This is a genomic window from Peptoniphilus sp., from assembly GCF_034090345.1.
Lineage (GTDB): Bacteria > Bacillota > Clostridia > Tissierellales > Peptoniphilaceae > Peptoniphilus.
The window spans coordinates 1-23,777 of record NZ_JAXDSS010000023.1 but is presented as its reverse complement, the minus strand read 5'-3'; the positions used below and the strand labels follow the sequence as shown (position 1 = coordinate 23,777).

The window sequence follows — 23,777 nt, the reverse complement described above, 5'->3', positions numbered from 1 at the left end:
AATAATTGTAACAATAGTTCGGAGGAATATAACTTGGAAAAAATAATTGTAAGAAAGTCTGAGCCATTAAGAGGAACAGTTCGCATAAGTGGAGCTAAAAATGCAGCACTACCGATTTTAGCTGCTTCTTTACTTGGAACAGAAGATGTAGTTCTTGAAGACGTACCTGGTCTTAAAGATGTAGACATAATGTGTCAAGTGCTTGAAAGTTTGGGGAGTACCGTAAAGAGAGTAGAAAAAAACAAAATAATAATAAATTCAAATAATTTGAGTTCATACGTGACCAATTATGAGTTAATGGGAAAGATGAGAGCATCTTTTTTAGTTATGGGACCGCTTCTTGGAAGAATGGGCAAAACTGTCAATTCTCTCCCAGGTGGATGTAATATAGGAGCCAGACCTATAGATTTACACTTAAAAGGATTTGAAGCTCTTGGAGCAAAAATTGAAAACAATGTTGGCGATATAACGGCAAGTTGTGAAAAACTAATAGGAGATACAATATATTTAGATTTTCCATCTGTTGGGGCTACAGAAAACATAATGACAGCAGCTGTGTTAGCTGAAGGAGAAACTGTAATTGAAAATGCTGCAATGGAACCTGAAATAGTAGATTTAGCTAATTTCTTGAGAAAGATGGGGGCTAAAGTAGTGGGAGCCGGCACATCAACTATAAGAATTAATGGAGTAAAAGAATTAAAAGGCTGTACTCACCAAATAATACCTGACAGAATAGAAGCCGGAACATTTATGGTTGCAGCAGCTATGACAGAAGGAGATATAAAAATTGAAAATGTGATAGTATCTCATATAAAACCTGTTATTGCAAAGCTTGAAGAAGCTGGGGCACAAGTGATTGAAGAAGATGACAGCCTTAGAGTAATAGGAAATTCAATCAAACGTCCTATAAATATAAAGACATTGCCCTATCCAGGATTTCCAACGGATATGCAAGCTCAGTTTATGGCATTTACAACAACTCTAAATGGGAAGAGCACAGTTAAAGAAACTGTGTTTGAAAATAGATTTATGCATGCAGATGAACTTGTAAAAATGGGAGCAGATATAAACACTAAAGATAGAGAGGCTAGAGTGGTAGGACCGAGCCAATTAAAAGGTGCAAAAGTAAATGCGACAGATTTAAGAGCAGGAGCGGCTTTAATCCTTGCTGGCCTTATGGCAGAAGGTGAAACTGAAATAGGAGAAATTTACCATATAGATAGAGGTTATGAGGACATAGAAGAGAAATTTAGAAAACTTGGAGCAAATATTGAAAGGGTTAAAATTTAAAGTTATGGAGAAAATCCATAGCTTTTTATTTTGTGCAAAAAAATAAGAGCGACTAGCGCTCTTAAAATTTTTAATTAGTCTTCGTAAATTTCAAAGTCTTCTTTTCCAGCTCCGCAAAGTGGGCAAACCCAATCTTCAGAAACATCTTCAAATGCTGTGTTAGGTTCAACGCCATTATCAGGATCTCCTAAAGCTGGATCATATATATATCCACAAAGTGTACATTCAAATTTTTGCATGGGGTGTTCTCCTTTCATAATTTAAATATTTAAAATTTATAGTTAATTATTACCCACAAAATTTTAAATATAACTAAAAATTATAGATATAGAGAAAATATATTTTCGTTAAAAATATTTTGCTCAAACTGCAATATCAAATTTAACTAATTTTCCGAAAGGGTTAACCTCTTAGGGACAGAGAAAATAATAAAAATTGGGGAAGGAAGTAGTTTTCATATTAAAATAGGAAAAGCAGTATTTCATGAATCAACTAAGAAAGAAAAGACAAGATATATTTTAAAATCATAGATATACGAAAGAAGTGGGTTAAGCAGAAAAAGTTAAAATCTTTATAGAGTAGTTACAGGAAGCTTCAAATGTACTAAAAAAGATGAAAAGTAATGAGTCAGATCTATATAACTTGGTTTAAATATGATATTTTATAATAAAGGTTGAGTGAAATAAAATTTTAATTAACTCAAGGAGGTGTGTTGAAATACAAAAAGTAAAGATAGAAAAGAATACCGTTCAGGAAACATTGTTTGTGCCGCTATATGGTAGAAAAATGTGTTCTGAAAAATTTCCTGAACTCTATACAGATATTTTTGCAAAGAATCTGTGTGATGGATTGGATTATGATTTTTCCGAATTAGAGAAAAAAAACAATTCATTTTTATATGAATTCGGAGCGCTTGAAGCAGCAATGCGTCAGTTGGATATTATGTGGGAAATCAAAGAATATCTAAAGACTTATCCAAAGGCAACTGTTGTAAATCTCGGTTGCGGCTTGGATGAAACGGGAAAAGCCTGTGATAATGGAAGTTGTAAGATAGTAAATATAGATTTTCATGATGTTATAGAGATTCGTAATCACCTTATTTCAAATTATGAAAGAGAAAGAAATGTTGCCTGTGATTTAAAAGATTATTCATGGATGAACGAAGTAGACGTTTTAAACGGAGTTATTTTCTTTGCGGCAGGGGTATTTCATTATTTTAAGAGAAATGAAGTGAAAGATTTAGTTTTAGAACTTTCTAAAAGATATGTAGGGGGTTGTTTGATTTTTGATAGTGTAGGCAAGCTCGGTTTAAAGCTGATGATGTCAAATACACTAAAGAGCATGGGAATCAGCGATGTAGAAGGGTTATTCTATACAAATAATCCAATACAAGACCTCAATTGGTCGGATAAAATAAAAATTACCTCAAAGGGATATATGTTAGGCTACAATGATATGAAAAGCCCTAATATTCACTTCTTTCATCGTTTACTTGCAAGGATAGGCGATAATATGATGAAGATGGCTATAAATAAAATTGACTTTGTCTAAATCAAACAATTAAACATAAGATATAATATAGCAATTTATGAAACAGTAAACCAAAAAAAGGTTTACTGTTTGTACTTTGTCTAAAAACGAAAAGGAGAACACATGAAAGAAAAAGAAATATACAAGCAACACCTAATAATCGTTTAATAATGGATATAGGGAAAAATATATTGTAAATTTACATTTCAAGCAAGGGATAAGGTGAAACATACAAAGATAAAATACTAAAGCTAATATAGGAAAGATTTGTTTATGCTCATAACAAATTTTTCTAAAAATCTCAATAAGCTTTAGTTTATTAAGTTATTCTATAAATATTGTTAGAGGATTTCAGTAATTTAAGATTTTTATTGGCAGAGTGTTCACTCAATTTATTATCTTTAAATAATTATCTTGAATATAGTCTGATGGAAATTTTTATTTGGGGAATCTACTTATTAGACTATTGCTTTTTTATTATTTTTTGTTGTTTTGATGACAATGATATGAATAATTTATAAATTTCTTTTTTATTTTGATAAGTTGATAAATTTCAATCTATTATCACTTGTCATGTTTCTTAAAAATAAAAAATATTTTATAAAAGACTTTTAAATTCAACAAAAATATGTTAAACTTTTAACATACACAAAGAAAACGTTTTTTATTAAGGAGGAAATGTTATGGCGATTTTTAGCGTACCTAATAAAATAGTACATGGTGAAGATTCATTGGAAGTTTTATCTTCTTTGAAAGGTAAGAGAGCAACTTTAGTAACTGGTGGAAGTTCAATGAAGCGTTTTGGCTTTTTAGATGAAGTTACTAAGATATTGGAAGTTGCTGGATTTGAAACTCAACTTATTGACGGAGTAAATCCTGACCCAACTGTAGAGGAATGTCTTCTGGGCGGTAAAAAAATGGAAGAGTTTGGCCCTGATTGGATAATTGCCATAGGTGGAGGCTCTGCAATGGATGCGGCAAAAGCTATGTGGGTATTTTATGAACATCCAAACTATGATTTTGAAAAATTAGTTTCTTTTGATAATCCACCACTAAGACAAAAAGCACGAATGGTATGTATACCTTCAACTTCAGGAACAGCTTCTGAAATCACAGCTTTTTCTGTAATAACTGATCCGGTGAAACAAATCAAGTATCCGTTAGTACATCCTGATTTTGTTCCAGACATAGCGATTATAGACCCAAGACTACCGCAAAAAATGCCACCACTTATCACAGCTCAAACAGGTATGGATGTTATGACTCACGCTATTGAAGCAATTGCTTCAACTGCCGCTGATGATTATACAACTCCTTTGGCAATTAAAGCGGTTGAGTTAGTTCTTAAATATCTTGAAAGAGCAGTTAAAGATGGAGATGATATGGAAGCAAGAACTAAAATGCATGATGCTTCAACTCTTGCAGGTATGGCATTCTCAAATTGTTCGCTGGGTATTGTACACAGTATGGCTCATAAGATTGGTGGAATATTCCATTTAACTCATGGGGAAGCAAATGCAATAATGTTACCATATGTCATCGACTACAATAGAAAAGAAAGTGATAGTTATGATATGCTAGAAGATATTTTAAGAATAGATGATATAGCAGAAGAAGTTAGAAAACTTAACGAAGCTGTTGGATTGACATTGAACATTAAAGATGGAAAGAATACAGTAATTGAAGAAGATAAATTCCTTGAAGTTCTAGATACAATGTCAGCGAATGCATTTGCAGATGCTTGTACTCTAACTAATCCAAGAAAGACCAGCCCTGAAGATATCAAGAAAATTTACACAGCAGCTTACTATGGAAAAAAAATAGATTTTTAATTTAAATTTAAAAAGATAGTGTTTAAAATTTTGCACTATCTTTTTTAGTCTATTTAAAATGTTGTTTAAGAAATATCAAATTTATACTAGCTTGTTAAATAAGTTTGCTTTTAAAAGTATTTTAGCTATTATTATTCCAACAATACTTCCCGTAATAGTAGCCGGAATCCACATTGGCATAAAAAACCAAAATGGTTCATTATCAAGTTTTAGACCCGGATAAGTGAAAAGATATCTCATAGGATAGTATGAAATTAAGGCTCCTATTACACCGGTTCCAAAAATTTCTCCAATGCCGGCTGCAAAAAGTGATTTTGTCTTTTCATATAGAATAGCAGATAGTACAGCGCCGAAGACAGCGCCGGTGTAAGCTGTAAAAGGCCTGCCGAGAATAAACATACGAACTGTACCGCTGATAAAAGCTTGTGCCAAATTATAAGTTGAACCTAAGAAAACTGTTCCGACTACATTTGTAGCATGCTGAAATGGAACAAAGTTTGTTATAAATGCCACGCTTGAAACAGCTATGTTAATTGCAGCAAAAAGCGCTGCTAAAATCATCTTCTTTAATTTATTATTTTGCATTAAATGCCCTCGTATTTTCTCTATATTTTTTTAATAGGTATTCAGTTTCATATTTTTTATCTTCTGCCATTAGTATTCCGGTGACTATTGCATACCCAGCAACATCTATGTCTTTTAAATTATCTATTGTCGTTCTGTTTATTCCTCCTATTGCAACTACAGGGATACTTACAGAAGCTGCAACTGAGCTCAAAATTTCAGGATTCATATCGTGTATTACGTCTTTAGTTTTAGTTGGGAAAACTGCGCCAACTCCAATGTAATCAGCACCTAGAGACTCAGCTTCTCTTGCTCTATCAATGGTTTGAGCACTGATACCTATAATTTTATCTTCTCCGAGGATTTTTCTTGCTATATCAGCGGGGATATCAGTTTGTCCCAGGTGAACTCCATCTGCATCGACAGCAAGTGCTATATCTATTCTGTCATTAATCAATAATTTAGCATTATATCTATGGCAAAGTTCTTTTAATTCTACAGCTAATTCTAAAAATTCACGAGTAGTGGCGTTTTTTTCTCTAAGCTGCACTAATTTAGTTCCGCCATTTAAAGATTCTTCAACTGCATTTAATAAATTATCTCCGGTCATAAGGGATCTATCTGTTACAAGATAGATTGAATAATCAACACTTTTCAATTTTCGCACCTTCTTTCAAAATTTTGTAATTAATTGTAGATAGCTCGTTAATTAAATTTATATGGAAATCTCCAAGACCACGCATTCCATTCTTTGCTCGTTCACCAGCTACGGACATGAGTGTTGTTATTGTAAGAGCAGATTCTAAAAAGTTATCTGTTGCAGCTGCTCCGGCTGATAGAAGTCCGGTTAGCATACAACCACAACCTGTTACCAATTGCATTTCTTCAACGCCGTTATCAACTGAGTAGCAAGTTTTGCCATCGGTTACATAATCAATTTTTCCGGTAGCTACAATAACTGAATTTGTAATTTGACTTGCTTTTATTGCAACATCTATCATTGAGACTGATTCATCAAAAGATGCATCAACTCCTTTAGAGTTTGAAGATTTGTTTACTATGTAAGATATTTCTGAGTAATTGCCGTGAATTATAGAAATTTTATTTTTTATAAATTCATCTGTAAAGTCATTTCTTATTGAAGAGCTTCCGGAACCAACTGCATCAAGCACTAGTGGCTTTTGATATTTTTCTGCCATTTTTGCGGCAAATCTCATTTCTTTTAAAGACTGTTCACATATTCCGCCGAGATTCACATAGACAGATCCTGAATTTTTTATAATATCTTCAAGTTCTAACACTGAGTGAGCCATGATAGGCGAGGCACCTATGGCAAGTATGGCATTGGCAACGTCATTTATTGTGACATTGTTTGTAAGACACTCGATTAAAGGTCTTTTTTCTCTTATGGTTTTAAGTTCCATTTTAAAAATTTTTTCCATTAAAGTCTCCTTAAAATAAAAAATACTCCCTGTGGGAGTAAGCATGCAAAAATTATGTAATGCTTCCTTCCACGGTGTTAACCGACAGGTTCTAAGGGTCAGGTTTTAGCCTTCTCAACTCATAGAGTCCCCCTGCATATTTAAATAGTAGCATAAAAATAACGTATTCTCAATGTTCAATATAAATAATGGGTATATAATTTTTATTAAATTTAATTGGATGTATACAACTTGGAAATATTTTTATTTAATCTGATTGAATGTAGTTAAAACAGTGCAATCATCGGCTTTATTTATGAATAATACTTTACAAATCAAGTAATTTATGATAACATACATAAGTAAATTTAACACGAAGGTCATTGACCAGCAAGGGCTCTCAAGAGGCCCTTTTTTATAGGAGGTGTTTTTATGGCTGATAGAGTGGTTTTAGAGTGTACACAATGTAAACAAAGAAATTATGTCACTTATAAGAACAAGAAGAATACCACTGAAAGGTTAGAACTAAAGAAGTATTGTAAGTTCTGTAAGGAGCATACAACTCATAAGGAGACTAAGTAACTTTAATAGGAGGACGAAATGGCAACTAGCAAGGAGTCTGTTCAAAAAGTAGAAGACAAGAGCCTAGGAAAATATTTCAGAGGCGTGAAATCAGAATTCAAAAAAGTTGTTTGGCCTACAAAGAAAGAAATAGTTAACTTATCTATGATTGTAATAACAGCAGTTATAGCTTTTTCTATTCTTCTTACAATATACGATAAGATTGTTATGTTCTTATTAAACCTAATCATAGGATAGGTGATATTTTGGATCAGGAAATACGCGAACCCAAAAATAACCAGGACGAACAATCATATCAAAAAGAAGATAAGGCAAAATGGTATGTAATTCATACTTACTCAGGACACGAAAATAAGGTAAAAGATAATATGGAAGCAATGGTCCAAAATAGAAATATGCAGGACTATATATTAGACATCCAAGTTCCACTTGAAGAATATGTAGAAAGTAAAGATGGACAGAGAAAAGTCAAAGAGAGAAAAATGTTCCCTTCATATGTCTTGGTGAAGATGATTATGAATGATGAATCTTGGTACCTTGTCAGAAATACTAGAGGAGTAACAGGATTTGTAGGTCCCGGATCTAAACCTGTACCTCTTTTAGATGAAGAAGTACGAGTTCTTGGAGTAACTGATGACAAAGAGTTATATGAAAACTATGAAGTTGGAGAAGAAGTCAAAGTAATTGATGGACCTTTCAATGGTTTCATGGGTAAAATAGACTCTTTAAATTATGAGAAGAGTAAAGTTAAAGTTTCTATATCAATGTTTGGTCGAGATACTTTAGTTGAATTGGGCTTCAATCAAATTATTAAGAAATAGAATAGGAATTCTATGAAGTGGGAGGGTAATCCCGATTTACCACAAGGAGGAAATAAAATGGCAAAGAAAGTAATCGCACTTGTAAAATTACAAATTCCTGCCGGGAAGGCAACACCGGCACCACCAGTAGGTACTGCATTAGGACCTCATGGTGTAAATATTATGCAGTTTACAAAAGAATTTAACGCAAAGACTGCTGACCAAGCCGGACTTATAATTCCGGTAGTTTTAACAGTATATCAAGATAGATCTTTTACATTCGTAACAAAGACTCCACCGGCTGCGGTTTTAATTAAAAAAGCAATTAATTTAAACTCAGGAAGTGGAGAACCTAACAAGAAAAAAGTAGGTAAGATAACAAAGGCTCAAATTAAAGAAATAGCTGAAACTAAATTACCTGACTTAAATGCAGCAAGTGTTGAATCAGCTATTAGTATGATAGCTGGTACAGCAAGAAGTATGGGTGTAGAAGTAATAGATTAGTGGGAGGAGTATTCCGTTAATACCACAAGGAGGGAATTAATGCCAAAAAGAGGTAAAAAATATTTAGAAAGTGCTAAACTTGTAGATAGAACTAAACTTTATGATGTAGCTGAAGCTATGGAACTTGTAACAAAGACTCCAACTACAAAATTTGACTCAACTGTTGAACTTGCAGTAAGACTTGGTGTAGATCCTAGACATGCAGACCAACAAGTTAGAGGTACTACAGTACTTCCTCACGGAACAGGTAAAAGCGTTAGAGTACTTGTACTTGCAAAGGGAGATAAAGTAAAAGAAGCTGAAGCTGCTGGCGCAGACTATGCAGGTGGAGAAGAACTTGTTGAAAAAATTCAGCAAGAAAACTGGTTTGAATTTGATGTAATGATAGCAACGCCTGATATGATGGGTGTAGTAGGTAAAATAGGTAGAGTTTTAGGACCTAAAGGTCTTATGCCAAACCCTAAGTCAGGAACAGTTACATTTGATGTACAAAAAGCTGTAGAAGAAACTAAAGCTGGTAAGGTTGAATATAGAGTGGACAAAGCTGCTATAATCAACGTTGCTATTGGTAAAGTTTCTTTTGGGGTAGAAAAACTTACTGACAACTTCAACGCTATTATGCAAGCTATAATCAAAGCTAAACCGGCTGCTGCAAAAGGAAGATATTTAAAATCAGTAACTCTTGCAACTACAATGGGTCCTGGAATTAAAGTAAACGGACAAAAATTAGCTGAATAAAAACATCTTAAGAAGCGGAATCCCGCTTCTTTTTTTAAATAAACATAGCATTGAAGAAAGGGAACTTAATTGAATAAAGATACAATATTGGACTATATATCAGAGAGTCCAATTATAATGGCTGTAAAAAATGAAATTGAATTAGATAGAGCTTTAGAGGAAGATTCCAAAATAATTTTTTTGCTATTTGGCAATATAGTAAATATTGCAGATTATGTAAAAAAAATAAAACAACATGAAAAGTATGTAATAGTCCATGTGGATTTGATAGACGGTTTAGCAGCTAGAGAGATTTCTGTGGACTTTATTAAAAAATATACCGGAGCAGATGGAATAATTTCGACTAGGATAAATAATATAAAAAGGGCAAATGAATTAAATTTGTTTACAATATTTAGAATTTTTATAATAGATTCTATGGCTCTTGAAAATCTTGAAACCAATGTAGTGAAATCTAGTCCTGATATGGTTGAGATACTTCCGGGTATAATAAGTCCGGTAATTCAAAAAATTAAGAATAAAATAAAAATACCCATAATAGCAGGCGGATTAATCTCAGACAAACATGAAATTATAGAAGCATTAAATGCAGGGGCTATGTGCATATCTTCTACAAATAAAAATGTGTGGGGCTTATAATTTGACAATACAATTTTAACTGTGTATATTTATATTAGCTGAAATTATGGAGTTAGGAGAAGAACTTTCGGTCTATGACGGGGGTTCTTTTTATTTTTTATAAGACAAGAGGGGGAACAATGCTTAATATTGCACACAGAGGGTTTAGGTCAAAATATCCTGAGAACACTATGATAGCTTTTAAAAAAGCTTTTGAAGCAGGAGCCGACGGAATAGAATTTGATGTACATTTAACTAAGGATGGAAAAGTTGTAATTATTCATGATGAGCGAATAGATAGGACAACTGATGGCGTTGGAAGAGTACAAGATTATACATATGAAGAACTTATAAAATTTAATGCAGCAGATGGTTTTGACTTAGAAAAAGAAGAAATTCCACTCTTGGAAGAGTATTTAGAATATGTAAAAGATATGGATATATTGACAAATATTGAGTTGAAGACTGGTGTTTATAGTTATGAGGGGATTGAAGAAAAAGTTGACGAATTATTGAAAAAGTATAACTTAGAAGATAAAGTAGTTATCTCTTCATTCAACCATTTTTCAATATTAAGAATGCAAGAAGTAAATCCTAATTTAAAATATGGTCTGTTGACAGATAGTTGGATGCATGAGCCATGGGATTATGTAAAAAAATTAAATTCTGGTTTTTATCATCCATCAGGATATGGAATGACTCAAGAACTTGTAGAGGAACTACATGCAAATGGAGTTGGGGTCAACGTATGGTTTGGTTCAGAAAAGTGGGATTTTGAAAAAGTTATCAATATGGGAGTTGATGCAATAATAACAGATTACCCTGATGAGATAGAGGCTATAAAACACAAGATGGAAAAATAGAAGTTTATCAAAATAAAATTTATGATAACATTTGCGAACTATAAAAAAATATGGTAACATTATAAAAAAATAGCGGAACAGTGAGAGATGAGTAGAAGTTTTCGATTATTTTAATTGATTTCTTCTACTCTTTTTTATTGTCAAGGAGGAGAATATGGAAAATTTAGAGCAATTTTTAGAGGCTTTTAATAAAGTCTTGTGGGGAAATTGGTTAGTTTATGTATTGCTTGGTCTTGGAGTTTTATATACTTTTGCCAATGGATTTATTCAAGTTAGAAGGTTCAAATACATAATCAACAAAACTTTGGTAAGTTCTTTTAAAGAAAGAAATGTGGAAAAAGAAGAGGGCTCACTTTCAACTTTTAAAGCAATGATGGTAACGTTGGCAGGAAACATAGGTGGAGGTAACGTAGTAGGGGTTGCAACAGCTATAGTTTCAGGTGGATTTGGAGCTATCTTCTGGATGTGGCTTGCTGCATTTTTCGGCATGGCTCTTAAATATGGTGAAATTGTGCTTTCTCAATTATACAGAGGAAGAGAGAAGAATGGTAGAATTTTATCAGGTCCTATGTACTATATAAGAGATGGATTAAAAGCTCCATGGTTGGGAATCATAATAGCAATTTTAATGACAATTAAGATGATGGGGGCTAACTTAGTTCAATCAAATACAATTGCAACTATATTGAAAGCTAACTTTAATGTTGATACAAAGATTACAGGAGCAATTTTAGTTATTTTATTACTTGCTATCACATTAGGTGGTTTAAGGAGAGTTGCAAACGTAGCTACAAGATTAGTTCCTCTTATGAGCATTCTTTACTGTGTACTTTGTACTGTAGTAATTTTATTAAATATTAAATCTGTACCACTTGTATTTGGAGAAATTTTCTCTCAAGCTTTTTCATTTGAAGCAGTTGCAGGCGGAACCGGTGGTTTTATAATTGCCAGAGCAATGCAATACGGTATTGCAAGAGGTATGTATTCAAATGAAGCTGGGGAAGGAACTGCACCTTTTGCTCATGGTACTGCAATTGTGGACCATCCGGTTGAGGAAGGTATCACAGGCGTAACAGAAGTTTTCTTAGATACAATAATAATTTGTACTATGACAGCTTTAACTGTAGGGGTTTCAGGAATTGCAATTGATGGTTCAATTGAAGCTTCAAGTATGGCAATAACTGCAATAGGAACAGTTTATAAACCTTTGTCTTATATTGCTATATTTGCACTTTTAATATTCTGTTTCACAACACTTATGGGTCAATGGTTCAATGCAGCTAAGTCATTCACTTATGCATACGGATCAGGAGTAACAGAAAAGGTTAAATATATATTCCCATTATTGTGTATGGTGGGTTCTCTTGGTAAAATAAGTTTGGTTTGGACTGTACAAGATATTGCAATGGGGCTTGTAATAATTCCAAATATGATTGCGCTACTAGTTTTATTCCCTAGAGTTAGAGAGCAAACTAAAGATTATTTTGAAAAGATAGATAAAAAATAGAAAAAATCTTATAAAAGGACTATAATAAAATCAATGCAATGAGTTTTGAGAAGAGCATGACATGTATTTGTCGTGCTCTTTTTTAGTGGGGAGAATGTCTATGTATGATGTTGTAATAATAGGAGCTGGAGTTTCCGGCTCAGCAGTTGCTAGAGAATTGTCAGCTTATAATGGAAAGTTTTTAGTTTTGGAGAGTGGTGCTGATGTATGTGTTGGAACGTCAAAGGCAAATTCAGGTATTGTCCACGGGGGATATGATGCAAGAGAAGATTCTTTGATGGCGAAACTGAATGTTGAAGGGAATAAAATGATGCCGAAGTTGTCTGAAGAGTTGGCATTTCCATTTAAAAAAATTGGTTCATTAGTTGTATCTTTTAGAGAAGAAGATATACCGCAACTTGAGAAGTTAAAAGTTAGAGGCGAAAAAAATGGAGTTAATGGATTAGAAATAATTTATAGAGAAAAACTTAGAGAGTTTGAGCCAAATATTTCTGAAGAAGCAGTTGCCGCTTTGTATTGTAGTGAAGCTGGAATAGTTGATCCATTTTTATTAAATATAGCCATGGCTGAAAATGCAGCTCAAAATGGGGTTGAATTCAAGTTTAATCAAAAGGTTGAAGGTATAGACTGTTTAGAAGATGGTTATTTAATAAAGACCAACAAGGAGAAATTTACATCTAAAGCTGTGGTAAATGCAGCGGGTTTATTTGCTGATGTGATTCACAACATGGTGAGCGAAAATAAAATAAAAATTATGCCGAGAAGAGGCGAATACTTTTTATTAGATAAAGAAGCGAATGGAATTGTAAATCACGTTATGTTCCAATTACCTACTGAAAGAGGAAAGGGAATTTTAGCAACTCCTACAATAGATGGGAATGTCTTACTTGGACCTACTTCAACGTTTATAGAGGATAAAGAAAATACAACTACTACAAGAGATGAATTGGATTATATTTATCAAGATACTCAAAAATTTATAAATAATATTCCTTTTGGAACAGTTATAACTTCTTTTACAGGTTTGAGAGCTGCAACGGAAGAGCATGAGTTTGTAATTGGAGAAGTAGATGGCAGAAATGGATTTTATGATGTAGCTGGAATGGAATCACCAGGGCTTACAGCATCTCCGGCAGTTGGAAGGAAAGTTGCCAAAATGATTGCTGAAAAATATGACTTCGAAGAAAATAAGGACTTCATTACAAAGAGAAATCCTATTGTATGTACTCGTGAGCTTTCTTTTGAAGAACACGAAAAACTTATAGAACAAGATGGCAGATATGGGAATATAGTTTGCAGATGTGAAAGAGTTACTGAAGGGGAAATAGTAGATAGTATAAATAGAATATTGGGGGCTAGATCAATAGATGGAATAAAACGTAGAGTAAGAGCGACTGCCGGAAGATGTCAAGGAGGATTCTGCACACCAAAAATTATAGAAATTTTAGCGAGAGAACTTAATATAGATGAAACAGAAGTATTGAAAAATGGTGAAGGCTCTAATTTAATAGTTGGGAAAAGAGGAGAAATATGAGAGAGTACAGTGTTGTAATAGTTGGGGGAGGACCTGCCGGAATGGCAGCTGCCCTAGGTGCTCACGAACAAGGTTTAAATGATATTTTACTAATAGAAAGAGACGATAGACTTGGTGGAATATTAAATCAGTGTATTCATAACGGATTTGGTCTACACACGTTTAAAGAAGAACTGACCGGGCCTGAGTATGCGAATAGATTTTATAAAAAAGTAGAAGATGAAAAAATAGAGTATATTTTAAATACTACTGTGATTGATATTAACGCTGAAAAAATATTGACACTTATGAACTCAGGGAAGATAGAACGAATAAAAGCTAAATCAATTGTTTTGGCAATGGGTTGTAGAGAGAGACCAAGAGGAGCATTAAATATTCCGGGGAATAGACCGGCGGGAGTTTATACAGCCGGAGCAGCTCAAAAGCTTATAAACATAGATGGACTTATGCCGGGTAAAGAAGTAGTAATATTGGGTTCAGGAGATATTGGACTTATAATGGCTCGAAGAATGACTTATGAAGGAGCAAACGTAAAGAGAGTTTTGGAGATAATGCCTCATTCAAATGGGCTTAAGAGAAATATAGTTCAGTGTTTAAATGATTACTCAATACCTCTTGAACTTTCAAAGACTATTGTAAACATACATGGCAAGGATAGAGTTACAGGAGTTGACGTTGCAGAAGTTGACGGAAATTTAAGACCTATAGAAGGAACTGAAGAGTATATACCTTGTGATACAGTGCTATTATCTTGTGGTCTGATACCTGAAAATGAGTTATCAAAAGAGATAGGTGTTAAACTTGATAATCGAACAAGAGGTCCGGAAGTTAGAGATAACTTTATGACAAATGTAGAGGGCGTTTTTGCGTGTGGGAATGTACTTCACGTTCACGACCTTGTGGACTATGTTTCTGAGGAAGCTAAACAAGCGGGAATAGGTGCAGCAAAGTATGTTCAAAACAAGATGGAAATTTCAAGAGGAGAAGTTGATTTAAAGACCGGATATGGCATAGGATATACAGTTCCATTAAAAATAGACATAACTGACACAGAAAAATATACAATTAGGTTCAGAGTAAAAAGGGTATTTAAAGACAAAGACTTGGTAGCCAAACTTAATGGAAGAGAAATTTACAGAAGAAGGAAAAATTTGTTGTTACCTGCAGAAATGGAAAAAATAATTTTGAAAAAAGATGATATTTCAGAAAGTGGAGAATTAGTATTTTCAGTGGAGGAATAATGAGAAGTAAAATGGTTTGCATAACTTGTCCAATAGGTTGTGAGTTGGAAGTGGAAGTTGAAGATGGAGAAATATCAGTAAGAGGAAATAATTGTAAAAGAGGGGAGGTATATGCTAAGGCAGAAGTGACTTCGCCTAAGAGAATTATTACATCTGTTGTGAATATAGATGGGGGAAAATATCATTGTGCTTCAGTGAAGACTACAAAACCTATAGATAAAGATAAAATTTTTGATGTGTTAAATATTATCAGAGGTTTAAAGATAAAAGCCCCACTTAGAATAGGAGATGTAGTTGTTAAAAACATTTTAGAAAGCGGAGTTGACATTGTGGCAACTTCAAATATTGAAGTTATTGCTTAGCGATAAAAGATGTTTAATTTTGATTTTGGATTTGAATTAGAATTACTACTTAGAATAGCTCTCTCGGTAGTGTGCGGCTTTATAATAGGACATGAAAGAGAGAATAGAAATAAATTTGCCGGAATAAGAACACATATAATAGTATCACTTGGAGCTTGCCTCGGCATGATAATTTCTAAGTATGGTTTTGCAGATACTCCTCACTATGATGCTGCGAGAGTTGCGGCACAAATTGTCTCAGGAGTAGGTTTTTTAGGAACAGGAGTAATTTTTGTTAAAGATGATACAATAAGTGGGCTGACTACCTCAGCAGGTATTTGGACTATGGCGATTATAGGCATGAGCTTTGGCGCAGGCTTATATTTTGTTGGAATAGTTGTATGCATGGTAATGGCGACAGTACAAAGTATGCTATATGTCGGAGGAGTATTTTTTTCTGCCGCAGCTACACACACTCTTGTTGTTCAAGCAAATAATTTAACTGTAATAGATGAAATTAAACAGCATGTTGGATACAAGAAGATCAAATATAGCAACGTAAAACAACTAGGCGGCGAAAGTAAACTTACAATAAATATGAGATTTTTATCGGATGATGAAGATGAAGTTATAAGAATTTCAGAAATGCTTGAAAAAAATCCTGACGTTGAAAAATTTTATATCCTATAATCTAATATGCCCCCTTTTGCTAGACATAGTGAAAGGGGGTTTTTAATGAAATTTATAAATTTAGCTATTCTATATGATAGATAATTCAAAAGTTATAATTTGATAAATTATTTATAAAGTAATACATATTTACAAACTATAGAGTAAATTAATAAAAAAGTTTTTGGATTGGTAGTAATATTTTAATTAGTATTATTTTATACTCAGTACCTTGCATTAAAAGGTAGCTTGTGATATTATGCATCTGAAGAGAGGGAATTATATGAACGTACAGTTTAAAAAAGGTGTTTTAGAACTTTTAGTTTTTGCACTTCTCAAGGATAGAGACCACTATGGTTATGAAATGGTAGAAAAAATCTCAAAGCATATAAATATTTCAGAAGGCAGTATCTATCCTCTACTTAGGCGACTATCTAATGAAGGATATGTTTCTACATACTTAGAAGAGTCTCAAAGTGGACCGCCGAGAAAGTACTATGCTATTACTAATTTTGGGAAAAAACAATATGAAGGACAAATTGAAGAGTGGTTTGAATTTATTAATTCTGTAAATATGATATTGAAAGGTGAAACGGATGAATAAAAAAGATTATTTGAATTTATTAAGATATCATCTTGGAGAACTGCCCAAAATAGTTGTAGATGATATTATCTATGATTATGAAGAGCATTTTAACTTGGGAATAGAACAAGGCAAAACTGAAGAAAAGATTGCTGAAGAACTTGGATATCCTGATGACATAGCTAAAGAGTACTTGGGAAGAGACCCTCAAAAAGCTACAAAAAAAGAAAATATAGAAAATGAAGAAAATATAGAAAAAAATGATAATACATCAAGAAATATTTTATTGATAGTTTTAGGTTTGATCTTTGCTCCGGTAATCATAGGCGCTATTACAGGTATTTTCGGGTTGGCATTTGGAATATTTATGGGACTTATGGGAGCTGGAGTGGGTTTGATAGTAGGCGGGATTGGATTATTTTTGAGCTTTTTTCCATTTATACCGGTTTCAGAAGTTGCTATTTTGGCAAATCCAATAACAAGATTATTTACAGGGATTGCGCTAATTTGTTTTGGAATAATATTATTGTATTTAGGAATTAAATTTTTAAAATTTTTTATTAGAACAGTTGGAGATGTATTTTTTGCAATAAGATGGAAGTTGGTGAGATAGATGAAGAGATTTATTATTATAGTATTGTTATTAGGAGTATCAGCTTTGATAATTGCTGGGATTTCATTTTTTATAAATGATAGAGATAAGTTAAAAAATTCAGCAATTGACTTGAGTATTATAGAAGATATTAAAGAGCAAAAAGCATTTTCAAATATAGAAAATTTTGATAAAGAAGAAAACTTTGATGTCGAGATAAAAGAACTTTATATAGAAAAATTAAATGGTGGTCTATTAATAAAACAATCAAATTACGACGGAATAAAAATTACTAATGGTAAAAAGGGAAATATTGATTATAGTTTTGAAAACTGTAAACTAATTATTGACGATAAGGGTGGAGAAACGGATATTATTTCAATAAGAGATTTGTTTAAAAATAATTATAGAAGAACGATAGTATATTCAAAAAATCCGGAGGAGTTGGTAGCAAAAATAACTAACTTAAATGGGGCTATGTCAGTAGACACAAATATTAAGGCGCTTACAATAGAGGAAGTAAACGGGGCTTTAGGTATAGATAGTAAGGAGTCGTTTAATATAAAAATTTCGGAAATAAATGGAGCGGCTAATATAAAGATGGAAAATTTTGATGCTAACATAAAAATAAATTCAATAAATGGAGCGGTCAGTACATTCTTTGAAAATGAAAAAAGTAATATATTTCCAAAAAAAATAGATGAAAAAATTAAGAACGGAAGAAATACTATAGAAATAGGTACAGTAAATGGAGCAATATCTATAGACAATTAAGATAACCTGAGCTTTTAAAAATTTATATCATGAGTTATTACAACAAAAGAATTCAACACAAAATAAAATGGATGCTACTTAAAAAATATAGACGAGCATCCATTTTATTTAATATTGTAAGCAAATTCTATTAGTTGCCAATGCAACATATTTTTCTATTCACTTCTAATTGCATCTAAGGCGGATAATTTCATTGCACGTTTTGCAGGGAAATAACCTGCTAAAATTCCAATTAAACAAGAGAATAACAGTGCAATTAAAATCAACCAAAAAGGAATATAAGATATCTTTGGATCAAAGTCTCCATTGAGTTGGAATCTGGACATCAAGAATCCTTTTGCCAAGATATTGAATACAGAGGAAAGTATTAGAGAAAATACGACTCCAATTATTCCTCCTAAAAGACCTATGAAACCAGCCTCGATTAAGAATAGTTTTTTTATATCAGCTATCGAAGCTCCTATTACTTTCATTACACCTATTTCTCGAGTTCTTTCGTAAATTGACATTATCATTGTGTTGGTGATACCTATGGCGGCCACTAAAAATGATACAGCAGATATTGCTCCAAATACTGCTTGCACTATCAATATATTTTTATTTTGGCTTTCAAGAATTTCTGCAAAGATGTTTGAAGCATTGTATCCCATGGCTTTGATATTATCTTGAACAGCTTTTACATTTTTTATATCATCAACTTTAACTTTTATAATAGAATACTCATTAAATTTAGGTGGATTTGTGTTAGAAAATTGGGCAGAATCTTTAGCTAATTTTTTTAAGTAATCTATAGGCATATAAATTGTATTGTAATTTTGCCAGTCGTTTTCGTTTGGTACTAACACGCCCACTACAGAAATTTTTTCTGAATACATGGGTTTGTCCTCATCTTCTGTAAAATTTCCATTTATTTCTGAGTTTTCTATATTTATTTTTGAAATTTCAATTTTACTTTTCATAGGTTCTACTTTTGATGAAGCATCGATATTTATTCTCTTAGGATCTCTAAAGTTTTTGGCAGCACCGCCACTAAAGACAATGTATTTAGTATCTCCATTCGTGAGAAGTCTACCATCTTGTATTTTAAAATCAAAGTCATTCATAACTTTAGGCGGGATAGCTACAACATCTACCCATTCATTGACGTAACGACCGCTTCTAAATGTAGCAGAGGCCTTATAGATAGGCATTACAGAAGTGACATGCTCAACACGAGACACTTCTGTAACAGCCATATCATTAAGTTTTTTATCTTTTGTCTTAGGCCCCATTTCAGCATTCATTGAGCCGAAGTTTTTTTGTAAATCCAAGATTGTCAAATTACCCATTGAGGAGTACATTGCAGTATTTATTTTTTGAAATCCAAATCCGATGGAAAGCATGACTATAATTGAAGTAGTTCCTATAATGACACCGAGAACTGTTAAGAACGTCCTCAGCTTTCTCGATTTTAAATTTTTTATAGCCATAGAAATTAAATCATTTAAGTTCATTACAATTTCAAATCCTCATCATTTTTATTTTGTTTACGCTTTTTATAGAATATAAATCCGCCTGCACCAGCACCTAAAAGAATTAGTGGAATGATTAGCAGCAAAGGATTAAAAGAACTTTGTTGCGGCATTTCATCAATGGTTTCAGGAGCCGAGAAATCTTGTGCATCAAATGAATAGTCTCTAGTTAAAGTTTCTTTTTTGCCGGTTGAGTCTTCGTATGAAAATTCTATTTCAAATTTTCCTTTACCAGCTTTTTCAGGTGTAACTGATACTGTGAACTGTTCGGAGCTTCCAGGAGAAAAGTTCCCTTTATAGCTTGAAGGTATGTCGAATTTTAAATTTTTACCACTTATCTTAACTAACACATTGTAAAGTGAGGCTTTTCCAGTGTTGAAATAGTCAACAGTGATTGGGTTTTCCTGCCCAACTATAAATTCACCTTGAGGGACTATATCTCCTATATCAAGTTTTGCTTTTTGAACTACAGGTATACCAATTTGCTCAGATGCTTGATATTTTTCAGCTTTGGCATCTTCGTATTCAAAATTTGCTATTACAGTATATGTCTTGGCAGCAGTATCAGGAACTGTAGTAAATACAATTTCCTTTTCAACTCTCTTTCCGGGTTTTATCTCATCTACATAGAATGTATTGGAACTTCCTACAGGAGTGAATACAGAAGCTGTAGATGGTGTATTATTATTTCCGCTTGATTGAGAATTATTTGAATTGTTTGAATTATTTGAAACAGATTCTTGAGCATCTGATGTCAAAAGTATTTTTATATTTCTAACAGATTTTTTTGCATTTGTGTTATAGAGTTTTAAATGCATTTTAAATGGCATTCCCGCCTCTATGATTTCAGGGTCAAAAGAATATTCTTCTAAAATCAATTTAGGAACTGGTGATGTATCTTTAGCGTTAGGGTCAACCGGCTTAGGGGCTTTTATGAAAACACCGACAATTTGAGTAGCATCTAAAGTACCTTCTGCTCCGTCGCCATAAGAAACTTTTAACTCCACAGGGTAATTTTTAGTATCAGCAGAAGGAGTTGTAATGAAATCAAAAGAATAGTGTTTAGATTGTCCCGGGTCTAATGATTTTGTTAAAACTTTTGAAACGGATTTTGAAGCAAGACCACTTTGGTCTTGAGAAAGTGCCGTTACAACTAAATTTTTTGCCTGATTTTTACCAGTGTTAACTATGTCAAAACCTATTGTAGTACTTTGGTTTCTACTCAAAACTCTAGTAGGGAATACGACATTTTGAAATTCTAAATTCGTAGAAGATTTTGATGCTTTTAATACATCTATTGAAAAACTATAAGAGCCTTCTTTAGGAGCTTTAGTTGCGTCATCACCTACAAATGAATATTTTAAAGTCAGCATATAACTTCCGGCAGGTGTTGATGTGTCAGATTTTAAATCAAAGAATACAGGTGTTGAATTACCAGGTTCTAAAGAAGTTATATCAACAGTAGAGAGGCCCTTTGCAAGAGTTATCTTTCCGCTTTCAAGGCCTTCTAATGAAACTTTTATGTTTTTAGCTATCGAATCTCCGGTATTTTTAATTGTAAATGGAACTTCAAATGATTTAGAGGGGTGTACAGAACCGGTCCACAGAGAACTCTTTGAAATTTCAAGAGACGGATTTACCGGTTTTTCAGGGGCTATAACTCTTACATATATAGTTTCTTCCTGTTCAATGAAAGTTTGATTTACATAGTATCTAAGTTTTAGCTTTATAGGCACAGATTTAGTGGTAAAATCTTTTTCGGTTCTCAAATAAAAAGTGCCATTTAAAGAATTATTTTGTCCTATTGAACCGTTGTTTACAGCATAACCATCTCCATCAATATACACTTTGTCAGGATTTTCGATAAAAGCTTGTACTGAAATTCCGGAGATGTTTTCTTCGTTAGATGGATTGTTTAGTGTAATATTTACAGCAGCGGCTTCTACATCAGTTAAATTTATAGTTTGTGGTGCAGATACATTGAGTTTTAAATTAGATGTTGTTTTTACATTACCTGCACTTACAATGCTTGAATTAAATAATAGCAAAATTAATAATAAATAAATTGTGAATTTTTTCATTTTTCCTCCGAGTTATGAAATTAACGAAACATTGTCTTCTATATTTATAATTTTTCCATCCTTCATATGTATAATCACATCAGCATAGACAGAAGTTTCAACGTCATGGGTTACAATAATCAACGTTTGATTATGTTTTCGAGATATTGAGCACATAAGTTTCATGATATCATCAGATGTTTTACTATCTAAATTACCGGTTGGCTCATCGGCAAACACAATTGGAGGACTATCGACAAAGGCTCTAGCTATTGAAACTCTTTGTTGTTGTCCACCACTCATTTCATTTGGCTTGTGTCGCAATCTATCTCCTAGCCCGACTTTTGTAAGGATGTCTTTTGCAAATTCATTGCGCTTTGCCTTAGAAATACCTTTAAAAGTAAGTCCAAGGCTGACGTTTTCTGACGCATTAAGAGTTGGGATTAAGTTGTAAGATTGAAATACAAAACCAACATTGTGTTGTCTAAATTTTGTGATTTGGTCTTCGTTTAAACCAACTATATCAATTCCTCCTATAAAGACTTGACCGGTGGTTGGCTTATCAAGGCCGGCAAGTATATTTAAAAGAGTTGATTTTCCACTTCCAGATGTGCCGAGCAGACATACAATCTGTCCTTTTTTTATTTTGAGATTGACATTGTCTAAGGCATATACAGAAGAATCTCCCATTTTATATACTTTGGTAAGATTTTTAGTTTCTATAAAAGAATCCATAATTACCTCCTTGTATAGACAGTATAACAAAATTCATAAGCGATAGTAAATTTTAGTTTTACTAAGAAAAGTCAAAGGTTAATTTATAAAACTACTATTAAGTATAAGAAGACATCTAAGATAGTAAAGTTAAACCTAAATTGAATCATATTATTTAAAACATTTAGGGTTGTAACATATGTTTGACAACTCTAGAAATTAATTTTAACAAATTGTATATTTAGTCTTGACAACGTGTCCTGTGAAAGATAGAATATTTATGTTAATTGACCGCAGACAGTAGGGGAGAAATCTTAAAAATCCTACCGAGGTAAGATCGTTTTAAATACGAATTTCTTAATCTCATCAGTCTGCGATGGGATTTTTTATATTTGGAGGTGAAATAGTGAAAGAAGAAAAGCTAAATGGAAAAGTCCAATTGGTTGACAAAATCAAAGGAAAAATTGAAAGCGCTCAAAGTATCGTACTTGTTAATTACAGAGGTCTTACTGTAGAAGAAGTGACTGAACTTAGAAGTAAATACAGAGAAGCTAATGTAGAATACAAAGTTTACAAAAATACTATGATGAGACGTGCGTTCGAAGAACTTGGACAAACTGAAATTTCAGAATACCTAGTAGGACCAAGCGCGATAGCATTTTCACTAGAAGATCCGGTTTCAGCAGCAAAAGTAACAGCTGAATTCGCTAAAGAACATGAAGCATTTGAAATCAAATCCGGTATTGTAGACGGAAAATTAATTTCAAAAGAAGAAGTAGAAGGTCTAGCTAAATTACCGTCTAAAGAAGTACTTATTGCTAAGTTACTTGGCAGCATGAACAGTCCAATTCAAGGTCTTGTTAATGTACTTAACGGAAATATTAGAGGACTTGCAGTGGTATTAAATGCCATAGCAGAAAAGAAAGAACAGGAAACAGCATAAAAATTTAGTGCAAAGCACAAACAGGAGGATATTATAATGTCAGATAAAGTACAATCACTTATTGAAGAAATCAAAGGTTTAACAGTATTAGAACTTTCAGAAGTTGTTAAAGCATTAGAAGAAGAATTCGGAGTATCAGCAGCAGCTCCTATGGCAGTAGCAGCAGCTCCAGTAGCAGGTGCAGCTCCAGCAGCAGCTGAAGAAAAAACTGAATTTGATGTAATCATCAAAGATGCAGGAGCAGAAAAAGTTAAAGTTATCAAAGTAGTTAAAGATGCTACAGGGCTTGGACTAAAAGACGCTAAAGCTATTGTTGACGGAGCTCCAAAAGCAGTTAAAGAAGGCGCAAGCAAAGAAGAAGCTGAAGAACTTAAAGCTAAATTAGAAGAAGCAGGAGCAACTGTAGAACTTGCTTAATTAAAAAAGGCTCTATGTCAAATATTGGGGAGACTCATTAATATGAGTCTCTCTTATTATGTAAAAATCAACACATAGCAGCTAAAATAGATCCTAAACCAAAATAAACCAAAAACCACTAAAAATAAACATAGCAAACAAAACTCCTA

Annotated in this window: 27 protein-coding genes, 1 riboswitch and 1 other annotated feature; of the genes, 20 read left to right on the top strand and 7 right to left on the bottom strand. The window is 33.0% G+C overall.

Translation table 11 applies throughout. From position 1 onward, the window contains the following. Positions 1–33: 33 nt before the first annotated feature. On the top strand, positions 34–1,290 hold the full coding sequence (murA, locus tag SOR77_RS02210) for a UDP-N-acetylglucosamine 1-carboxyvinyltransferase (protein WP_320635569.1): 1,257 nt from the start codon (positions 34–36) through the stop codon (positions 1,288–1,290). Between the two features lie 74 nt (positions 1,291–1,364). On the opposite strand, the gene rd is transcribed toward murA, so the two are convergent. Then, positions 1,365–1,529: a rubredoxin gene (gene rd / locus SOR77_RS02205; RefSeq protein WP_320635568.1), complete on the bottom strand. Its 165-nt coding sequence runs from the start codon at positions 1,527–1,529 to the stop codon at positions 1,365–1,367. Between the two features lie 526 nt (positions 1,530–2,055). On the opposite strand from rd, the gene SOR77_RS02200 reads away from it, so the two are divergent. Both SOR77_RS02200 and SOR77_RS02195 read left to right on the top strand, forming a co-directional pair. Next, complete coding sequence (locus SOR77_RS02200; RefSeq protein WP_320635567.1) at positions 2,056–2,841, top strand: class I SAM-dependent methyltransferase; 786 nt, start codon at positions 2,056–2,058, stop codon at positions 2,839–2,841. 662 nt (positions 2,842–3,503) lie between these two features. After that, a complete protein-coding gene (locus SOR77_RS02195) occupies positions 3,504–4,652 on the top strand; it encodes an iron-containing alcohol dehydrogenase (RefSeq protein WP_320635566.1) in 1,149 nt (382 codons plus the stop codon). Between the two features lie 81 nt (positions 4,653–4,733). Here SOR77_RS02195 and thiW read toward each other — a convergent pair whose 3' ends face one another. The 3 genes from thiW to thiM are packed head-to-tail and all read right to left on the bottom strand — an operon-like array spanning position 4,734 to position 6,658. Beyond that, the gene (thiW, locus tag SOR77_RS02190) at positions 4,734–5,237 is read right to left on the bottom strand and encodes an energy coupling factor transporter S component ThiW (RefSeq protein ID WP_320635565.1); all 504 of its coding nucleotides are present in this window, start codon (positions 5,235–5,237) and stop codon (positions 4,734–4,736) included. Further along, complete coding sequence (gene thiE / locus SOR77_RS02185; protein ID WP_320635564.1) at positions 5,227–5,883, bottom strand: thiamine phosphate synthase; 657 nt, start codon at positions 5,881–5,883, stop codon at positions 5,227–5,229. The genes thiW and thiE overlap by 11 nt, the downstream gene beginning before the upstream one ends. Further along, on the bottom strand, positions 5,861–6,658 hold the full coding sequence (thiM, locus tag SOR77_RS02180) for a hydroxyethylthiazole kinase (protein ID WP_320635563.1): 798 nt from the start codon (positions 6,656–6,658) through the stop codon (positions 5,861–5,863). Before thiM ends, thiE begins: the two co-directional genes overlap by 23 nt. A 46-nt stretch (positions 6,659–6,704) precedes the next feature. Next, a riboswitch (TPP riboswitch) is annotated at positions 6,705–6,802 on the bottom strand. A gap of 267 nt (positions 6,803–7,069) precedes the next feature. Between thiM and rpmG the strand changes: the two genes are divergently transcribed. The 15 genes from rpmG (at position 7,070) to SOR77_RS02105 (ending at position 17,983) form a co-directional block, all read left to right on the top strand. After that, positions 7,070–7,219: a 50S ribosomal protein L33 gene (gene rpmG, locus SOR77_RS02175; protein ID WP_004820424.1), complete on the top strand. Its 150-nt coding sequence runs from the start codon at positions 7,070–7,072 to the stop codon at positions 7,217–7,219. Positions 7,220–7,237: 18 nt separating this feature from the next. Further along, complete coding sequence (secE, locus tag SOR77_RS02170) at positions 7,238–7,456, top strand: preprotein translocase subunit SecE (protein WP_004820425.1); 219 nt, start codon at positions 7,238–7,240, stop codon at positions 7,454–7,456. 20 nt (positions 7,457–7,476) lie between these two features. Beyond that, a complete protein-coding gene (gene nusG, locus SOR77_RS02165; protein ID WP_414153379.1) occupies positions 7,477–8,040 on the top strand; it encodes a transcription termination/antitermination protein NusG in 564 nt (187 codons plus the stop codon). A gap of 57 nt (positions 8,041–8,097) precedes the next feature. Continuing rightward, positions 8,098–8,523 carry a 50S ribosomal protein L11 gene (gene rplK, locus SOR77_RS02160; RefSeq protein ID WP_320635561.1) on the top strand — a complete coding sequence of 142 codons (426 nt, stop codon included), beginning with the start codon at positions 8,098–8,100 and terminating at the stop codon, positions 8,521–8,523. Positions 8,524–8,562: 39 nt separating this feature from the next. Next, the gene (rplA, locus tag SOR77_RS02155) at positions 8,563–9,261 is read left to right on the top strand and encodes a 50S ribosomal protein L1 (RefSeq protein WP_320635560.1); all 699 of its coding nucleotides are present in this window, start codon (positions 8,563–8,565) and stop codon (positions 9,259–9,261) included. Between the two features lie 69 nt (positions 9,262–9,330). After that, on the top strand, positions 9,331–9,900 hold the full coding sequence (locus SOR77_RS02150; RefSeq protein WP_320635559.1) for a glycerol-3-phosphate responsive antiterminator: 570 nt from the start codon (positions 9,331–9,333) through the stop codon (positions 9,898–9,900). Positions 9,901–10,019: 119 nt separating this feature from the next. Further along, on the top strand, positions 10,020–10,742 hold the full coding sequence (locus tag SOR77_RS02145; protein ID WP_320635558.1) for a glycerophosphodiester phosphodiesterase: 723 nt from the start codon (positions 10,020–10,022) through the stop codon (positions 10,740–10,742). 154 nt (positions 10,743–10,896) lie between these two features. Next, positions 10,897–12,249: an amino acid carrier protein gene (locus SOR77_RS02140; protein ID WP_320635557.1), complete on the top strand. Its 1,353-nt coding sequence runs from the start codon at positions 10,897–10,899 to the stop codon at positions 12,247–12,249. Positions 12,250–12,349: 100 nt separating this feature from the next. Continuing rightward, entirely contained in the window at positions 12,350–13,783 is a 1,434-nt protein-coding gene (locus SOR77_RS02135) for an NAD(P)/FAD-dependent oxidoreductase (protein ID WP_320635556.1), read from the top strand. Next, positions 13,780–15,024, top strand: a complete 1,245-nt coding sequence (locus SOR77_RS02130; RefSeq protein ID WP_320635555.1) for an NAD(P)/FAD-dependent oxidoreductase — start codon at positions 13,780–13,782, stop codon at positions 15,022–15,024. The genes SOR77_RS02135 and SOR77_RS02130 overlap by 4 nt, the downstream gene beginning before the upstream one ends. Continuing rightward, a complete protein-coding gene (locus SOR77_RS02125) occupies positions 15,024–15,386 on the top strand; it encodes a DUF1667 domain-containing protein (RefSeq protein ID WP_320635554.1) in 363 nt (120 codons plus the stop codon). Before SOR77_RS02130 ends, SOR77_RS02125 begins: the two co-directional genes overlap by 1 nt. 9 nt (positions 15,387–15,395) lie before the next feature. Next, positions 15,396–16,055 carry an MgtC/SapB family protein gene (locus SOR77_RS02120; RefSeq protein ID WP_320635553.1) on the top strand — a complete coding sequence of 220 codons (660 nt, stop codon included), beginning with the start codon at positions 15,396–15,398 and terminating at the stop codon, positions 16,053–16,055. 262 nt (positions 16,056–16,317) lie between these two features. After that, positions 16,318–16,638: a PadR family transcriptional regulator gene (locus SOR77_RS02115; protein ID WP_320635552.1), complete on the top strand. Its 321-nt coding sequence runs from the start codon at positions 16,318–16,320 to the stop codon at positions 16,636–16,638. Then, positions 16,631–17,230 (top strand): DUF1700 domain-containing protein, encoded by a 600-nt coding sequence (locus tag SOR77_RS02110; RefSeq protein WP_320635551.1) that lies wholly within the window; start codon positions 16,631–16,633, stop codon positions 17,228–17,230. Before SOR77_RS02115 ends, SOR77_RS02110 begins: the two co-directional genes overlap by 8 nt. Continuing rightward, the gene (locus SOR77_RS02105) at positions 17,231–17,983 is read left to right on the top strand and encodes a hypothetical protein (protein WP_320635550.1); all 753 of its coding nucleotides are present in this window, start codon (positions 17,231–17,233) and stop codon (positions 17,981–17,983) included. A 155-nt stretch (positions 17,984–18,138) separates the two neighbouring features. Here SOR77_RS02105 and SOR77_RS02100 read toward each other — a convergent pair whose 3' ends face one another. The 3 genes from SOR77_RS02100 to SOR77_RS02090 are packed head-to-tail and all read right to left on the bottom strand — an operon-like array spanning position 18,139 to position 22,289. Further along, the gene (locus tag SOR77_RS02100; RefSeq protein ID WP_320635549.1) at positions 18,139–19,476 is read right to left on the bottom strand and encodes an ABC transporter permease; all 1,338 of its coding nucleotides are present in this window, start codon (positions 19,474–19,476) and stop codon (positions 18,139–18,141) included. Next, complete coding sequence (locus tag SOR77_RS02095) at positions 19,476–21,575, bottom strand: COG1361 S-layer family protein (protein ID WP_320635548.1); 2,100 nt, start codon at positions 21,573–21,575, stop codon at positions 19,476–19,478. The genes SOR77_RS02100 and SOR77_RS02095 overlap by 1 nt, the downstream gene beginning before the upstream one ends. 12 nt (positions 21,576–21,587) lie before the next feature. Next, positions 21,588–22,289, bottom strand: a complete 702-nt coding sequence (locus SOR77_RS02090; protein WP_320635547.1) for an ABC transporter ATP-binding protein — start codon at positions 22,287–22,289, stop codon at positions 21,588–21,590. Between the two features lie 252 nt (positions 22,290–22,541). Continuing rightward, positions 22,542–22,666, top strand: a sequence feature (ribosomal protein L10 leader region). Positions 22,667–22,674: 8 nt separating this feature from the next. Here SOR77_RS02090 and rplJ point away from each other — a divergent pair. Both rplJ and rplL read left to right on the top strand, forming a co-directional pair. Next, entirely contained in the window at positions 22,675–23,211 is a 537-nt protein-coding gene (gene rplJ / locus SOR77_RS02085) for a 50S ribosomal protein L10 (RefSeq protein WP_320635546.1), read from the top strand. A gap of 36 nt (positions 23,212–23,247) precedes the next feature. Next, positions 23,248–23,628 carry a 50S ribosomal protein L7/L12 gene (rplL, locus tag SOR77_RS02080; protein ID WP_320635545.1) on the top strand — a complete coding sequence of 127 codons (381 nt, stop codon included), beginning with the start codon at positions 23,248–23,250 and terminating at the stop codon, positions 23,626–23,628. Positions 23,629–23,777 lie beyond the last annotated feature (149 nt).

What these genes read in the sequence shown, in the direction of transcription:
- SOR77_RS02105 (WP_320635550.1), top strand. Translation starts at nt 17,231, where the DNA reads ATGAAGAGATTTATTATTATAGTATTGTTATTAGGAGTATCAGCTTTG.
- SOR77_RS02135 (WP_320635556.1), top strand. Translation starts at nt 12,350, where the DNA reads ATGTATGATGTTGTAATAATAGGAGCTGGAGTTTCCGGCTCAGCAGTT.
- SOR77_RS02125 (WP_320635554.1), top strand. Translation starts at nt 15,024, where the DNA reads ATGAGAAGTAAAATGGTTTGCATAACTTGTCCAATAGGTTGTGAGTTG.
- SOR77_RS02115 (WP_320635552.1), top strand. Translation starts at nt 16,318, where the DNA reads ATGAACGTACAGTTTAAAAAAGGTGTTTTAGAACTTTTAGTTTTTGCA.
- SOR77_RS02140 (WP_320635557.1), top strand. Translation starts at nt 10,897, where the DNA reads ATGGAAAATTTAGAGCAATTTTTAGAGGCTTTTAATAAAGTCTTGTGG.
- thiW (WP_320635565.1), bottom strand. Translation starts at nt 5,237, where the DNA reads ATGCAAAATAATAAATTAAAGAAGATGATTTTAGCAGCGCTTTTTGCT.
- SOR77_RS02090 (WP_320635547.1), bottom strand. Translation starts at nt 22,289, where the DNA reads ATGGATTCTTTTATAGAAACTAAAAATCTTACCAAAGTATATAAAATG.
- secE (WP_004820425.1), top strand. Translation starts at nt 7,238, where the DNA reads ATGGCAACTAGCAAGGAGTCTGTTCAAAAAGTAGAAGACAAGAGCCTA.
- rplK (WP_320635561.1), top strand. Translation starts at nt 8,098, where the DNA reads ATGGCAAAGAAAGTAATCGCACTTGTAAAATTACAAATTCCTGCCGGG.
- SOR77_RS02145 (WP_320635558.1), top strand. Translation starts at nt 10,020, where the DNA reads ATGCTTAATATTGCACACAGAGGGTTTAGGTCAAAATATCCTGAGAAC.
- thiM (WP_320635563.1), bottom strand. Translation starts at nt 6,658, where the DNA reads ATGGAAAAAATTTTTAAAATGGAACTTAAAACCATAAGAGAAAAAAGA.
- SOR77_RS02195 (WP_320635566.1), top strand. Translation starts at nt 3,504, where the DNA reads ATGGCGATTTTTAGCGTACCTAATAAAATAGTACATGGTGAAGATTCA.
- SOR77_RS02095 (WP_320635548.1), bottom strand. Translation starts at nt 21,575, where the DNA reads ATGAAAAAATTCACAATTTATTTATTATTAATTTTGCTATTATTTAAT.
- SOR77_RS02120 (WP_320635553.1), top strand. Translation starts at nt 15,396, where the DNA reads ATGTTTAATTTTGATTTTGGATTTGAATTAGAATTACTACTTAGAATA.
- rplA (WP_320635560.1), top strand. Translation starts at nt 8,563, where the DNA reads ATGCCAAAAAGAGGTAAAAAATATTTAGAAAGTGCTAAACTTGTAGAT.
- SOR77_RS02100 (WP_320635549.1), bottom strand. Translation starts at nt 19,476, where the DNA reads ATGAACTTAAATGATTTAATTTCTATGGCTATAAAAAATTTAAAATCG.
- rplL (WP_320635545.1), top strand. Translation starts at nt 23,248, where the DNA reads ATGTCAGATAAAGTACAATCACTTATTGAAGAAATCAAAGGTTTAACA.
- rpmG (WP_004820424.1), top strand. Translation starts at nt 7,070, where the DNA reads ATGGCTGATAGAGTGGTTTTAGAGTGTACACAATGTAAACAAAGAAAT.
- SOR77_RS02130 (WP_320635555.1), top strand. Translation starts at nt 13,780, where the DNA reads ATGAGAGAGTACAGTGTTGTAATAGTTGGGGGAGGACCTGCCGGAATG.
- SOR77_RS02110 (WP_320635551.1), top strand. Translation starts at nt 16,631, where the DNA reads ATGAATAAAAAAGATTATTTGAATTTATTAAGATATCATCTTGGAGAA.
- rd (WP_320635568.1), bottom strand. Translation starts at nt 1,529, where the DNA reads ATGCAAAAATTTGAATGTACACTTTGTGGATATATATATGATCCAGCT.